We start from the raw sequence: 13,867 nt of genomic DNA, 5'->3' as shown, positions 1-13,867 counted from the left end.
GAGAGTGGGGTGCGATGACCAGCGGCGACCTCCAGCTCTCGCGCGCCCGCGCGGGCGACGTCGCTCCGGCCCGGCACACCCTGCGCCGGTTCACCCGGCGCGGCGCCTTCCTCGACGTCAAGGTGCTCGCCGTCCTGGTCGCGATGGGGCTGCTGATCGTGACCGCGGTCGTCCTCGCGCCGACCAGCTTCCCGTTCACGAGCCTGATGGTGCCGCTGCTGCTCGCGAGCCTGCTGCTCAACCCGCGGCACCTGCCCTGGTTCGTCATCTACATCTTCGCGCTCCTCGTGGTCTGCATGTCGGTGCAGGTGAACCCGACCGGCCGGACCTTCGCCTCGGGCGGCATCCAGGTGCTGATGTGCCTGATCGTGCTGGCCGCCTCGCTGCGCCGTTCGCGGCTCGGTGTCGCGGGGGCGATGGGCGAGTCGATGTTCGTCGACCTCCGCGACCGGATCCTCCAGCAGGGCGGCATCCCCCAGCTGCCGGACGGCTGGCACGCGGAGTCGGCCCTGCGCTCGGCCGGCGGCACGGCGTTCGCTGGCGACTTCGTGGTGGCCACCCTCGCGACGCCGACCCGCCTCGAGCTCGCCGTGATCGACGTCTCGGGGAAGGGCGAGGACGCCGGCACCCGCGCGCTGCTCCTCTCCGGCGCGTTCGGCGGGCTGCTCGGGGCGCTGCCCCCGGAGGGGTTCCTGCCGGCGGCCAACGACTACCTGCTCCGCCAGAACTGGTCCGAGGGGTTCGCCACCGCCATCCACCTCTCCCTCGACCTCGCGGACGGGAGCTACGAGGTCCGCTCGGCGGGCCACCCGCCCGCGGCGCTGCGCCAGGCGGGCACCGGGCGGTGGAGCGTGCTCGCGAGCGAGGGGCCGGTCCTCGGCCTGATGCAGGACGCCGAGTTCCGGGTCGCTCGCGGCCGGCTCGGTCGCCACGACGCCCTGCTGCTCTACACCGACGGCATGGTCGAGGAGCCGCGCCGCGACATCGACCTCGGCATCGACCGGATGCTGGGGGAGGCGGAGCACCTGCTCCGCGGCAGCTTCGAGGGTGCCGCCCGCCGGCTCGTCGAGGCCCTGGGGTCCCGCGACGACGACCGCGCGATGGTCGTCGTTTCGCGGAGCTGAGGCTCCGAACGGTAGATTTCCACGGTCCTTCGCGCACGCCCTCCGGGCGGCGGTGGAGGTCGCGCGGATGTAGCTCAATGGTAGAGCCCCAGTCTTCCAAACTGGCTACGCGGGTTCGATTCCCGTCATCCGCTCCAAGCCGGGTCTCCGGCGGCCGAACGCCGGCCGAGGACCCTGTTTGGCGGGGCGTAGCGTAGTGGCTAGCGCGCCTGCTTTGGGAGCAGGAGACCGCAGGTTCGAGTCCTGTCGCCCCGACCAGATCAGCCGAGATCAGCCAGGACCACCATGCAGGACACCAGCAGGACCATCAGCAGGACCATCAGAAGGAGAAGCAGTTGAAGAGCGCCGTCGAGACCTTGAGCCCGACCCGGGCCAAGCTCACCGTCGAGGTGCCCTTCGAGGAGCTCAAGCCGAGCCTCGACGCGGCGTACAAGCAGATCGCCAAGCAGATCAACGTCCCCGGCTTCCGCCGCGGCAAGGTGCCCCCGGCGGTCATCGACCGCCAGGTCGGTCGCGAGGCGGTGCTCGACCAGGCGATCAACGACCTCCTTCCGCAGAAGTACATGGAGGCGCTCCAGAGCAACTCCCTCGAGCCCCTGGCGCAGCCGGAGATCGAGGTCACCAAGCACGGCGAGGAGGGGCTGGAGTTCACCGCCGAGGTGGACGTGAAGCCCGAGATCACGCTGCCCGACTACGACGCCCTCGAGGCGACCGTCGACGACATCACGATCACCGACGCCGACGTCGAGGAGCAGGTCCAGGCGCTGCGCGAGCGCTTCGCCACCCTGTCCGACGTCGAGCGCCCGGCCGCTGACGGCGACTTCGTCGTCATCGACCTCACCGCGACCCGCGACGGCGAGGTCGTCGACGGCGCCGAGCTGACCGGCATGAGCTACCAGGTCGGCCGCGGCGGCATGATCGACGGCCTCGACGAGGCGCTGACCGGGATGGCCGCCGGCGACGAGAAGACGTTCGAGACCGAGCTGGTCGGTGGCGACCTGGTGGGCCAGTCGGTCGAGGTCCGCGTCAAGGTCTCGCAGGTGCAGGAGCAGGAGCTCCCCGAGCTCGACGACGACTTCGCGCAGGAGGCGTCGGAGTTCGACACCGTCGCCGAGCTGAACGACGACGTGCGCGAGCGCCTCGGCCGCGGCAAGCGGCTCGAGCAGGCTGCCGCCGCGCGCGACGCCGTCCTCGAGGCGCTGCTGGAGAAGATGGAGGTGCCGATCCCCGAGGGCATCGTCACCGACGAGCTCAACGCCCGGCGCCAGTCCATCGAGCAGCAGATCGCCTACGCCGGCATGACCATGGAGGCCTACCTCGACGAGCAGGGCCAGACCGTGGAGGAGTTCGAGGCCGACCTCGAGCGCCGCGTCCGCGACGCCGTCGCCGCGCAGTTCGTGCTCGACGCCATCGCCAAGAAGGAGGCGATCGGCGTCGACCAGAACGAGCTCACCCAGCTCATGGTCCGCCGTGCCCAGCAGTCCGGCGAGGACCCGCAGGCCTTCGCCAACCACATGTTCGAGCACAACCACATCCCCGAGCTGGTGCAGGAGATCCTGCGCGGCAAGGCCCTTGCCCAGCTGGTCGAGGGGGCGACGGTCACCGACGGGTCCGGCAACCGCGTCGAGCTGAAGAACCTGCGCCCCGACGGCACCATCGGCGAGCCGGAGGACGAGTCCGGGTCCGACGGTGCGGCCGAGGCCGCCGATGACGCCGTCGACGAGGCCGCGGACGGGGAGCCTTCCGAGCAGGAGTGACACGCCGCCGGGGGTGAGTGCACGACCGTTCACCGGACGGTTAGGGTCAGCGCCATGGCCCAGGTCGCTGCCCCCGGTCCGAGCGTGCTCGACGCGCTCTCGCTGCTGGCCGAGGTCGGTGACGAGCTCGTGGTCCGCACCGTGCGCGACACCCACCTCGCCCTGCTCGACCGCACGCCGGCCGGCCGGGTGCACCGCGGCGTCGCCACCGCGGTCTACCGCGGGCTGACCGGCGGGCTCGGCGGCGCGTCACGGGCGCTCGACCGGGTCGCCGCGACCGGCGTGGGGCCGCGGCTCGAGGCCGACCCGCGCGGCCGGTTCGTCAGCGCGGCCGTCAACGGCCTGATCGGCGACCGGCTGCTCCGGGAGCGGCCGCAGCTCGCGATCCCGATGGCGGTGCGGCTGCACGGCGCCGACGTCGAGCCCGACGCCTCGTCCCTGGTGGAGGCCTTCCCGGAGGCGACCGGCCGGCTCGTGGTGTTCCTGCACGGGCTCTGCGAGAACGAGGCCTACTGGCGGCGCCACCGCGACCGAACCGGCACGACGTACGCCGAGATGCTGGCCGAGCGCGGCTGGACGCCGCTGATGCTGCGGGCCAACACCGGCCTGCCGCTGCGCGAGAACGGCGCCGCGCTCACCGCCCTGATGCAGCGGGTGGTCGAGGCGTGGCCGGTCCCGGTCACCCGGATCGCGCTGGTCGGCCACTCCCTGGGCGGCCTGGTGGTGCGCGCCGCCGGCGCGGTCGCGAGCGAGGTGGAGGAGCCGTGGAGCGGCCGTGTCACCGACGTCGTCACGCTCGGCACGCCCCACCTCGGAGCCCCGATCGCGTGGGGGATCGGGCACGGCAGCCGGGGGCTGCAGGCGCTGCAGGAGACGGCGGCGTTCGGCCGGGTCCTCGACTGGCGCTCACGCGGTGTGCACGACCTGGTCGCCGGGCTGGCCGAGGACGTCCCGCCGCTGCCGCACGCGCGCTACCACCTGGTGGCGGCGACGCTGACGCGCAGCCGGCGCCACCCGGTCGGCAGCCTCGTCGGCGACCTGCTCGTGCGGCCGCAGTCGGCGTACGGCCGCAGTCGTGGACGCACGCTGTTCCCCGACGCCGACGTGCTCCACGTCGGCCGCACCGACCACTTCGGGCTGCTCAACCACCCCGAGGTCCACGCGGCGCTGCAGCGCTGGCTCGCCTGACAGTCCGGCTGCCAGACTGCCGCCCGTGACCAAGGCTGCCCCGAACGAGACAGCCGAGCGTGAGCTGCGCGTCGAGACCACGATCGACGCACCGCCGGAGGTGGTGTGGGAGGTGCTCGGCGACGTACGCCGGATGCCCGAGCTCTCGCCCGAGCTGGTGCGGATGATCCCGCTCAAGCGGGGCGGGCTGCGGCCCGGCCAGTGGTACGTCGGCGTCAACCGGCGCAAGGGCGTGGTCTGGCCGACGCGCAACGTGGTGGCGGACGTGGAGGCCGGCCGCACGGTCGCCTGGGACACGACGTCGAGCGGGGCGCGGTGGATCTGGGAGATCGCCCCGGAGGGGACCGGCACCCGGGTCGTGCACCGCCGGCCGGTGCCGCGCCGGCTCACGCCGCTCAGCAAGGTGTTCGCGTCGGCGTTCCTCGGCGGCGTCGGCGGGCACGCCGACGAGCTCGAGGAGGGCATGGCCGAGTCGGTCGCCCGCCTCAAGCGCGCAGTGGAAGGGCGCTGACCTCACGCGCGCCCGGCGTTCATCTGCCCTGAGCGAACATCGCGGGACACGCCGTGGATGTGCCACCCGCCCCGGCTAAGGTCGACGACGTGACTGCTCAGACTTCCGGGCTGCCCGACCCGACCGCCGGTGGCGGCGCGGGGATCGCCGTCCTCGACGACCACATCTACCAGCGGCTGCTCCGCGAGCGCATCGTGTTCCTCGGCTCCGAGGTCCGCGACCAGAACGCCAACGCGATCTGCGCCCAGCTGCTGCTGCTCTCGGCGGAGGACCCCGAGACCGACATCTTCCTGCACATCAACAGCCCCGGCGGCTCGGTCGACGCCGGCATGGCGATCTACGACACGATGAACTACATCCCCAACGACGTGGCCACCGTCGGCATGGGGCTGGCGGCCTCGATGGGGCAGTTCCTGCTCTGCGCCGGCGCCAAGGGCAAGCGCTACGCCCTGCCCCACTCGCGGATCATGATGCACCAGCCGTCCTCCGGCATGGGTGGTTCGGCGTCCGACATCAAGATCCAGGCCCAGCAGTCCCTGCACATCAAGAAGGTGCTGCTCGAGCTGATCGCCCAGCACACCGGCCAGAGCGTCGAGCAGATCGAGGCCGACGCCGACCGTGACCGCTGGTTCACCGCGGAGCAGGCCAAGGACTACGGCCTGGTCGACCAGGTCATCACCAACGCTCGTGAGGCCGCCGACGACGGCCGCCCCGCGCGGAAGAAGGACTGACCCCTCCCATGAGTGAGCACATGAGCGACCCGAGCCCGTCGATGAACTACTACATCCCCCAGTGGGAGGAGCGGACGTCGTACGGCTTCCGCCGCATCGACCCCTACGCCAAGCTCTTCGAGGACCGCATCATCTACCTCGGCACCCCGATCTCCGACGACGTCGCCAACGCCGTCATCGCGCAGCTGCTGTGCCTGCAGTCGATGAACCCCGACCAGGACATCAGCATCTACATCAACAGCCCCGGTGGCTCCTTCACCGCGCTGACCGCGATCTACGACACGATGAAGTTCATCAAGCCCGACGTCCAGACCGTGTGCATCGGTCAGGCCGCCTCGGCTGCTGCGATCCTGCTGGCGGCCGGCACCGCGGGCAAGCGCCTCGCGCTGCCCAACAGCCGGATCCTCATCCACCAGCCCTACACCGAGGGCACCTTCGGCCAGACCTCCGACATCGAGATCCAGGCCAACGAGATCCTCCGGATGCGCGAGCTGCTCGAGAAGATGATCAGCGACCACTCCGGCAAGACGATCGAGGAGGTCAGCCGCGACATCGAGCGCGACAAGATCCTCACCGCCGAGGGCGCGGTCGAGTACGGTCTGATAGACGCCGTGCTGCAGTCGCTCAAGACCACTCCGGCGCTCACGGCCGGCTGACAGACACTCCGTGTCCCGCCACCGAATGGGGGGACGACGGGGTACCGTTCGGGACGCGCTGGGTTATCTGCGCGGTTGAGGAGGAGGAACCTCGTGGCACGCATCGGTGACGGTGGCGACCTGCTGAAGTGCTCCTTCTGCGGCAAGAGCCAGAAGCAGGTCAAGAAGCTCATCGCCGGTCCCGGCGTCTACATCTGCGACGAGTGCATCGACCTGTGCAACGAGATCATCGAGGAGGAGCTGAGCGAGGGCACCGAGGTCAGCCTCGACGAGCTGCCCAAGCCCAAGGAGATCTTCGAGTTCCTCAACTCCTACGTCATCGGCCAGGAGAACGCCAAGAAGTCCCTCGCGGTGGCGGTCTACAACCACTACAAGCGGGTCCAGGCCGGCCTCCAGCCCGTCACCGGGCGGCACAGCAAGGAGGAGGTCGTCGAGGTCGCGAAGTCCAACATCCTCGTGATCGGCCCCACCGGCTGCGGCAAGACCTACCTCGCCCAGACGCTGGCCCGCATGCTCAACGTCCCGTTCGCGATCGCCGACGCCACGGCCCTGACCGAGGCCGGCTACGTCGGCGAGGACGTCGAGAACATCCTCCTCAAGCTGATCCAGGCCGCCGACTACGACGTCAAGAAGGCCGAGACCGGCATCATCTACATCGACGAGATCGACAAGGTGGCCCGCAAGGCGGAGAACCCCTCGATCACGCGCGACGTCTCCGGCGAGGGCGTCCAGCAGGCGCTGCTGAAGATCATCGAGGGCACCACCGCCTCGGTGCCGCCGCAGGGGGGCCGCAAGCACCCCCACCAGGAGTTCATCCAGATCGACACCACCAACATCCTCTTCGTGGTGGGTGGTGCCTTCTCCGGGCTCGAGCACATCATCGAGCAGCGGGTCGGCAAGAAGACCCTGGGCTTCACCGCGGAGGTCCGCGGCAAGGAGGAGCGCGACGCCGACGACCTGCTCCTGCAGGTGCGTCCCGAGGACCTCACGAAGTTCGGCCTGATCCCCGAGTTCATCGGCCGCCTCCCGCTGATCGCGAGCGTCTCCAAGCTCGACCAGGAGGCGCTGGTCCAGATCCTCACCGTGCCGCGCAACGCGCTCATCAAGCAGTACCAGAAGCTCTTCGAGCTCGACGGTGTCGAGCTCGAGTTCACCGACGACGCCGTCAAGGCGATCGCCGACAACGCCATGGAGCGCGGCACCGGCGCCCGCGGCCTGCGCGCGATCATCGAGGAGGTCCTCCTCCACGTGATGTACGACGTCCCCTCCCGCGGCGACATCGCCAAGGTGATCGTGACCGGCGAGGTCGTCACCGACGACGTCGCGCCCACCCTCGTCCCGCGCGAGACCGAGGCGAAGAAGAAGAAGAGCGCCTGAGCCTCCGGACCCTCGAGTCCGCCCTCGAGGATCCGGCGGTCTCGTCCTGCGGGTGACGGCACGCTCTCTGGGGTCGGCGCGGTCGACGGACCGACGCCGTGTCCCGAGCAGGACGTACTCAATGCAGGCGACGGCATGCGAGGCGCCGCGAAATACGCTGCCCATCATGGACGCAGCGACGGTCGGCCTGCTCAGCGGCGGGATCGGCGTCGGCGGGACCCTGCTCGGCACGGTCTTCACCCAGATCCGCTCCGACGCTCGCGACCGGGTCCGGCTGGCGTCCGAGGAACGCCGCGAGGAGCAGCGGATGGCGGTCGACGCGCGGCGAGAACGGGAAGCGCGCCTCTTCGACCACCGTCGCGCCGCGTTGCTCGCCGTCATCGAGAAGTACCACGGACATGCCGAGCTGGCGTGGCAGCTGGAGCACCACCAGGCAGACCACCAGCCCGGCGACGAGGAGCTCGAGCCCTTCTGGCAGCTGCTGAGCGAGGTCGACCTCTACTGCGGCGCGGAGCCGGCGAAGATCGCTCGCGCGCTCTACTCGGCCGTCTCGGCGTGGCTGCACGGGACCGGGGCCGGGTCGTTCGTGACACGGCAGGAACGGGCCGAGCAGCTCTTCCAGGCGTTTCTCGCAGCTGCCCGCGCTGAGCTCGGGGTGCCGGTAACCGTCGCGGATGTCGGAGCCGTCGGGGCCGGCTGATGGGTGGCAGGGACGACTGGCCGGAGTCGACGACCTTGCTCGCCGTCGAGCTCGAGAACGTCGCGGCTCTGCAGTCGCGACCCGCCGAGGACTGGCACACCGTGCGCGACCGCGCCCGCCGCGTGTGTCGTGAGGTGTGGACATCCTTCGGTGCGGACCAGGCGCCTGACAGCGATGGCTCGTTCGCAGTGTTCCGCAGCCCGGGCGTGGCGGTGCAGGCGGCGATAGAAGCGCTGCGCAGGCTCTCCTCGGAGGTCCACTCCTCCGGACATGGAGGAGTGGCCCCCCGGGTCGGTCTGCACTGCTGCGCGCCTCGTCGGCACGAGGCCGGCTACGCCAGGCTCGACAAGCACACGGTTGCTCAGGTGGCATCGGCGGCTCACGGCGGGCAGGTGCTCGCCTCGGAGATCGCAGCCCGTGTCCTCGAGTCGGGTGGCTCGCCCGTCGAGCTGCGAGACCTCGGGCTGCACCAGCTGCCCGATCTGCCCGACCGCGTCCGGCTCTTCCAGGTGCTGACGCCCGGCTTGGCCGACGTCCATGGACCACCGCGGACCCAGGGTGGCGCGGGCCGGCTACCGACGATGCTCACGCCGACCGTGGGACGCGACGGCGAGCTCGAGGAGCTCGCTGCCGCACTCAGCGAGGAGGGTGTCCGGCTGGTGACGCTCACAGGCCCGGGCGGGAGCGGCAAGACGCGCCTCGCCACCGCGCTCGCGGCCAAGGTCGCGCCAGCGTTCCCAGACGGCGTGCACTTCGTACCTCTCGCGGCGGTGACCGGTGCCTACGCGATGTGGGCGACGATGGCGCAGGTGTTGGACGTCCCCCCGGACGGACACATACCGCCGGGATTCTTCGACTACGTCGGCGAGCGGCAGGCGCTGGTGATCCTGGACAACGTGGAGCAGATCCCGGACGCGGACGTGGTCGTGCGGACCCTTCTGGCGTCGGCTCCACACCTGAGCCTCCTGCTCACGTCCCGACGACCCCTGCACGTCACCGGCGAGCACGAGCACAAGGTTCCCCCGCTGCTGCTCCCTACCGGGTCCTCGTTCGAGGCTGTCGCGGCCTCTGGGGCGGTCCGGATGCTCGTGGATTCCGCTCAGCGAGTGCGCAAGGACTTCGGCCTCACCCCGGACAACGCCTCCGACGTCGCGGCCCTCGTCGTCGCCCTCGACGGTCTCCCGCTGGCCATCGAGCTCGTGGCGGCGCGGCTGAAGGTCTTCTCACCCAAGGCGATCCTCGGCCGCATCGACAGCGCGCTGGATCTCCGGTCCGCCGACCGGTCGGTCCCAGAGCGGCAGCAGACGATCCGCGACACGATCGCGTGGAGCTGTGCCCTCCTCACCACCGCGGAACAGACGGTCCTCGACCACCTGGGTGTCTTCGACGGCGGTGCCGACCTGCCGGCCGTCGAGGCCGTCGTACCCCGGGACGAGCTTGGCGGCGCCGACGTGGTCGACCTCGTCCTGAGCCTCGTTGACGCGAGTCTCGTGGTCGTCAGCGAGTCGTGGGACGGCGAGCCGAGATTCACCCTGCTGGAGACGATCAGACGCTTCGCCCTCGATCGCCTGGAGGCAAGAGGTGAGCTCGCGTCGGCGGCCCAAGCGCACGCCCAGCACTACTTCGAGGTCGTGCACTCGTTGAACAAGGCCATCGGTGCCGGCGAGCGGGCCTCGGTGAGGCGGCGGTTCACACTCGACGTCGACAACCTGACGGCGACCGTCGCACGAGGCGCGGCGGGCATCAAGGACCTGGGGTTCGAGGGGACTGAGGGCATGCCTGCAGTGCGCGTCATCGATCGCTTCCTCCGGCTGGCGGTCGAGTGCAGGCGTTTCCAGCTCGGACTCGAATGGGCGGAGAGGGCCTCGCGTGACGCATCCTGGGCTACCGATCCGCTCGGCGCCGCGGCGTGTCTCCAGGTCTTGGCCGAGATCAAGGAACGTCTAGGCGAGGTGGACGCGGCCATCGAGCACGCGCGGACCAGTGTGGCGCTGCTGCGGGACTCCGCCGGTCCGGAGGAGGACTGGCCCCGGGCCACCCCGGGTCGCCTCAGCCCACCCGACCTCCTTGTCATCGACCTGTTCCTGATCACGTCGGGCGAGATCGAACGACGCGACCTGGACGGTGCGCAGCAAGCGGCGCAGGAGTGCCTGGAGGTCAGCACCCGGCTGCTCGCCGCCGGGAAGATCAGCGGCGGCATGCACTCGGACGCACTCAGGCAGCTCGCCTTCGTCGCGCTCGAACGCGAGGACTTCGAGACCGCCGAGCGCTACCTCACGGAGGTCGGGGCACTGCTGCGCGAAGCCGGGAACGACTTCTGGCTCACCATGTGGGCCTATGAGTTCGCGCAGCTCGAGGCGTTCCGCGGAGACACCGCGGCCGCCCATGCGCGACTGAGGGACATCACGGAGCCGATCCTGGCCTACGACGAGCCGGAGACCACCGTGCTGATCGCCGAGCTCCTTGCGGACGTGGTCGGCCGGAGCTATCCGCTCCTGGCCGCCCGCGCCTTCGGCGCATCGTCGATGGTCCGCTTCGTCGAGGGCATGCCCGCCATGGCTTCGGAAGCGCGCTACAACGCCCGCGCGATCGAGCGTGCCCGCGAGCTGGTCCCGGACGAGTGGGACGCCGCCTTCACGCAGGGGCGCACCGAGGATCTCGGGGGGCTGATGCGGGAGATGGCAGCCCTCCCCGTCGTGGAGCCGAGCTGACTGCTGACTGGGCCGCGACCGGGGCCGCCGGCCGGGCCGTCAGTGGCCTTCCTGGACCGGGATCACGGCGTCGGCGACCAGACCGTGCGCCTCGCGGTGCACCCGGGTCGCGGTCTCGGCGTCGGGTGCCTCGACCAGGCAGAACACCTTCCCCGACGCCTCGTCGAACCAGTACTGCTTGTAGTTGACGCCGTAGGCGCCCTGGGTCTCGAGGTCGGCCTTGTGCGCGCCCGCCACCGCCTCGGCGGTGAGCCCCTCGACCTTCTCGTGCACGTCCATGAACAGCGGCATTGTCGTGCCCTTCTCTCGGTGGTGCGTCCACCACACAGCAGCCGCCCGCCGGGCGCCGCGGAGGTACGTGGAACCACCCAGATCTCGGTACGGCGACCAGCCAGGTGTCAGGGCGTGCCCTACTGAGGCTGCTCGACCGGCGCCAGGTCGGCCTCGACGGCCAGCTCGGTGGCCGACTCGTCGACCGCGAACGTCAGGTCACCGGTGACCCGGCCGGTCTTGCGCAGGTCGTCGGCGGCGAGCTCGGCGGCCCGCACCAGCGCCTCGGGACCGCTGATGCGGACCCCGGTGAGCTCGTGGCGCATCGAGACCTTCGCCTGCGACTTGGCGCCCCGGATGCCGATGAGCGCGGCCGCGACCGCGTCGAGGCTGGAGGCGTCGGCGGCCGCGGCGGCGCCGAGGTCGGTCTCGGTCGGCCAGGCGGCGCGGTGGATCGAGCCCTCCTGCCACCACGACCAGACCTCCTCGGTCACGTAGGGCAGGAACGGCGCGAGCAGGCGCAGCTGGACCTGGAGCGCGATCGCGAGCGTGGCCCGCGCCGAGGCGGTCGCGTGACCGCCCTCGGCGTCGTAGGCCCGCTCCTTGACCAGCTCGAGGTAGTCGTCGCAGAACTCCCAGAAGAACCGCTCCGTCGTCTCCAGCGCGGTCGAGTAGTCGTAGGCCTCGAACGCCTCGGTGGCGGCGCTGACGACCGTGGCGAGCCGCGCCAGGAGGGCGCAGTCGACGGGCTCGGAGACCTCGAACGCGTTGAGCTCGGTGGCGCCGACGTTGCCGAGCACGAACTTGGAGGCGTTGAGCACCTTCATGGCGAGCCGGCGACCCACCTTCATCTGGGCCTCGTCGAACGGCGAGTCCATGCCGGGGCGCACGGCGGCGGCCCGCCAGCGGACGGCGTCGGCGCCGTACTTGTCGAGGATCTCGGTCGGCACGACCACGTTGCCCTTGGACTTCGACATCTTCTTGCGGTCGGGGTCGAGGATCCAGCCCGACAGCATCGCGTGGGTCCACGGCGTCGCGTGGTTCTCGTAGTGGGCGCGGACGACGCGCGAGAACAGCCAGGTGCGGATGATCTCGTGCGCCTGGGTGCACAGGTCCATCGGGAAGACGCGCGAGAACAGGTCGTCGTCGACGCTCCAGCCGCCCGCGATCTGCGGCGTCAGGGAGGACGTGGCCCAGGTGTCCATGACGTCGGGGTCGCCGAGGAAGCCGTGGGGCTTGCCGCGCTGCTCCTCGGTGTAGCCGCGCGGGGCGTCGGTCGAGGGGTCGACCGGGAGCTCCGCCTCGGACGGCATCAGGGGGTGGGCGTAGTCGGGCTCACCGTCGCCGTCGAGGGGGTACCAGACCGGGAACGGGATGCCGAAGAACCGCTGCCGCGAGATCAGCCAGTCGCCGGTGAGCCCGGAGACCCAGTTGTCGAAGCGGATCTTCATGTGCGCCGGCAGCCAGGTGATGTCGGCGCCGTGCTGGAGCATCTCGGCACGCACGTCGGCGTCGCGCCCGCCGTTGCGGATGTACCACTGCCTCGTCGCGACGATCTCGAGCGGCTTGTCGCCGCGCTCGTAGAAGTTCGCCATGCGGGTCGTCGGCTTGGGCTCGCCGTCGAGGTCGCCGGTCTCGCGCAGCATCGCGACCATCTCCTCGCGCGCCGAGAAGACGGTCTTGCCCGCGAGCCGCTCGTACGCCGCGGCCGAGCCCCCGCCCGCGGCGCCCTCCTCGAGCCACGCAGGCGTCTCGCGGGCCAGGCGGCCGTCGCGGCCGATGACGGTGCGGACCGGCAGGTCGAGCTCGCGCCACCACACCACGTCGGTCAGATCGCCGAAGGTGCAGCACATGGCGATGCCGGCGCCCTTGTCCATCTCGGCCAGGTGGTGCGCGACGACCGGGATCTCCACGCCGAAGACCGGCGAGGTGACGGTGGTGCCGAACAGCGGCTGGTAGCGCTCGTCGTCGGGGTGCGCGATCAGCGCGACCGCGGATGGGATCAGCTCGGGACGGGTGGTCTCGACGTGGACCGGGGTGCCGTCGGGGCGGTGGTAGGCGACACGGTGGTAGGCGCCGGGGTACTCCCGCGCCTCGATCTCGGCCTGCGCGACGGCGGTGCGGTCGGTGACGTCCCAGACCGTGGGGGCCTCGGCGAGGTAGGCCTCGCCACGGGCGAAGTTGCGCAGGAACGCGCGCTGGCTGACCGTGCGGGCGTGGGTGCCGGCGGTCGTGTAGGTGAGCGACCAGTCGACCGACAGACCGAGCGTGCGCCACAGCGACTCGAAGACCTTCTCGTCCTCCTCGACGAGCTGCTCGCAGAGCTCGACGAAGTTGGGCCGGCTGATAGGCATCTGGCGCTTCGGGTCGGGCTTCTCCGGCGGCGTGAAGTCGGCCTGGTAGGGCAGCGACGGGTCGCAGCGGACGCCGAAGTAGTTCTGCACCCGCCGCTCGGTCGGCAGCCCGTTGTCGTCCCAGCCCATGGGGTAGAACACGGACTTGCCGCGCATCCGCTGGAACCGCGCGACGAGGTCGGTGTGGGTGTAGGAGAAGACGTGGCCCACGTGCAGCGACCCGCTGACGGTCGGCGGGGGCGTGTCGATCGCGTAGACGTTCTCCCGCGGCTGGGTGCGGTCGAAGGCGTAGGTCTGGTCGGACTGCCAGCGCTGTGTCCACTTCGCCTCGAGCCCCTCGAGGGCCGGGCGGTCGGGTACGGCGACGGCGCGCGGTGCCGTCGACGTCTCCACCTGGTCCTGCTGGGTCTCGGTCATGACCAAATGTTAGGTGTCAGCGCGCCTGCCCCGGAAAACGAGAAAGCTCACCACCTGCACCGTTAGCATTT

At 70.7% G+C, this 13,867-nt stretch carries 11 protein-coding genes and 2 tRNA genes; 11 read left to right on the top strand and 2 right to left on the bottom strand.

The features are described 5' to 3' along the window. Positions 1 to 14: 14 nt before the first annotated feature. The 11 genes from G514_RS0115600 (at position 15) to G514_RS0115550 (ending at position 10,755) form a co-directional block, all read left to right on the top strand. Positions 15 to 1,124, top strand: coding sequence for a PP2C family protein-serine/threonine phosphatase (locus G514_RS0115600; RefSeq protein WP_084152143.1), 1,110 nt, complete (start codon positions 15 to 17; stop codon positions 1,122 to 1,124). 63 nt (positions 1,125 to 1,187) lie between these two features. Then, positions 1,188 to 1,261, top strand: a tRNA-Gly gene (locus G514_RS0115595). Between the two features lie 45 nt (positions 1,262 to 1,306). Beyond that, a tRNA-Pro gene (locus G514_RS0115590) sits at positions 1,307 to 1,382 on the top strand. A 77-nt stretch (positions 1,383 to 1,459) separates the two neighbouring features. Beyond that, the gene (tig, locus tag G514_RS0115585; protein ID WP_028652514.1) at positions 1,460 to 2,881 is read left to right on the top strand and encodes a trigger factor; all 1,422 of its coding nucleotides are present in this window, start codon (positions 1,460 to 1,462) and stop codon (positions 2,879 to 2,881) included. Positions 2,882 to 2,935: 54 nt separating this feature from the next. Beyond that, a complete protein-coding gene (locus G514_RS27075) occupies positions 2,936 to 4,069 on the top strand; it encodes a lipase family alpha/beta hydrolase (RefSeq protein WP_051247528.1) in 1,134 nt (377 codons plus the stop codon). A 25-nt stretch (positions 4,070 to 4,094) separates the two neighbouring features. Then, the gene (locus G514_RS0115575; RefSeq protein ID WP_028652513.1) at positions 4,095 to 4,580 is read left to right on the top strand and encodes an SRPBCC family protein; all 486 of its coding nucleotides are present in this window, start codon (positions 4,095 to 4,097) and stop codon (positions 4,578 to 4,580) included. A gap of 89 nt (positions 4,581 to 4,669) precedes the next feature. Continuing rightward, a complete protein-coding gene (locus G514_RS0115570) occupies positions 4,670 to 5,311 on the top strand; it encodes an ATP-dependent Clp protease proteolytic subunit (RefSeq protein WP_028652512.1) in 642 nt (213 codons plus the stop codon). Positions 5,312 to 5,331: 20 nt separating this feature from the next. Beyond that, the gene (locus tag G514_RS0115565; RefSeq protein WP_084152141.1) at positions 5,332 to 5,967 is read left to right on the top strand and encodes an ATP-dependent Clp protease proteolytic subunit; all 636 of its coding nucleotides are present in this window, start codon (positions 5,332 to 5,334) and stop codon (positions 5,965 to 5,967) included. Positions 5,968 to 6,060: 93 nt separating this feature from the next. Further along, on the top strand, positions 6,061 to 7,344 hold the full coding sequence (gene clpX, locus G514_RS0115560) for an ATP-dependent Clp protease ATP-binding subunit ClpX (RefSeq protein WP_028652510.1): 1,284 nt from the start codon (positions 6,061 to 6,063) through the stop codon (positions 7,342 to 7,344). Between the two features lie 166 nt (positions 7,345 to 7,510). After that, the gene (locus G514_RS0115555) at positions 7,511 to 8,044 is read left to right on the top strand and encodes a hypothetical protein (RefSeq protein ID WP_028652509.1); all 534 of its coding nucleotides are present in this window, start codon (positions 7,511 to 7,513) and stop codon (positions 8,042 to 8,044) included. Beyond that, entirely contained in the window at positions 8,044 to 10,755 is a 2,712-nt protein-coding gene (locus G514_RS0115550; protein ID WP_028652508.1) for an ATP-binding protein, read from the top strand. Before G514_RS0115555 ends, G514_RS0115550 begins: the two co-directional genes overlap by 1 nt. Before the next feature lie 39 nt (positions 10,756 to 10,794). Here G514_RS0115550 and G514_RS0115545 read toward each other — a convergent pair whose 3' ends face one another. Both G514_RS0115545 and valS read right to left on the bottom strand, forming a co-directional pair. Next, entirely contained in the window at positions 10,795 to 11,046 is a 252-nt protein-coding gene (locus G514_RS0115545) for a DUF4242 domain-containing protein (protein ID WP_028652507.1), read from the bottom strand. Between the two features lie 119 nt (positions 11,047 to 11,165). Beyond that, positions 11,166 to 13,796 (bottom strand): valine--tRNA ligase, encoded by a 2,631-nt coding sequence (valS, locus tag G514_RS0115540; RefSeq protein WP_028652506.1) that lies wholly within the window; start codon positions 13,794 to 13,796, stop codon positions 11,166 to 11,168. Between the last annotated feature and the right edge of the window lie 71 nt (positions 13,797 to 13,867).

This window comes from Nocardioides halotolerans DSM 19273, from assembly GCF_000422805.1.
Classification (GTDB): Bacteria; Actinomycetota; Actinomycetes; order Propionibacteriales; family Nocardioidaceae; genus Nocardioides; species Nocardioides halotolerans.
The sequence above is the reverse complement of the archived record's forward strand: the minus strand, read 5'-3'. Positions and strand labels throughout refer to the sequence as shown.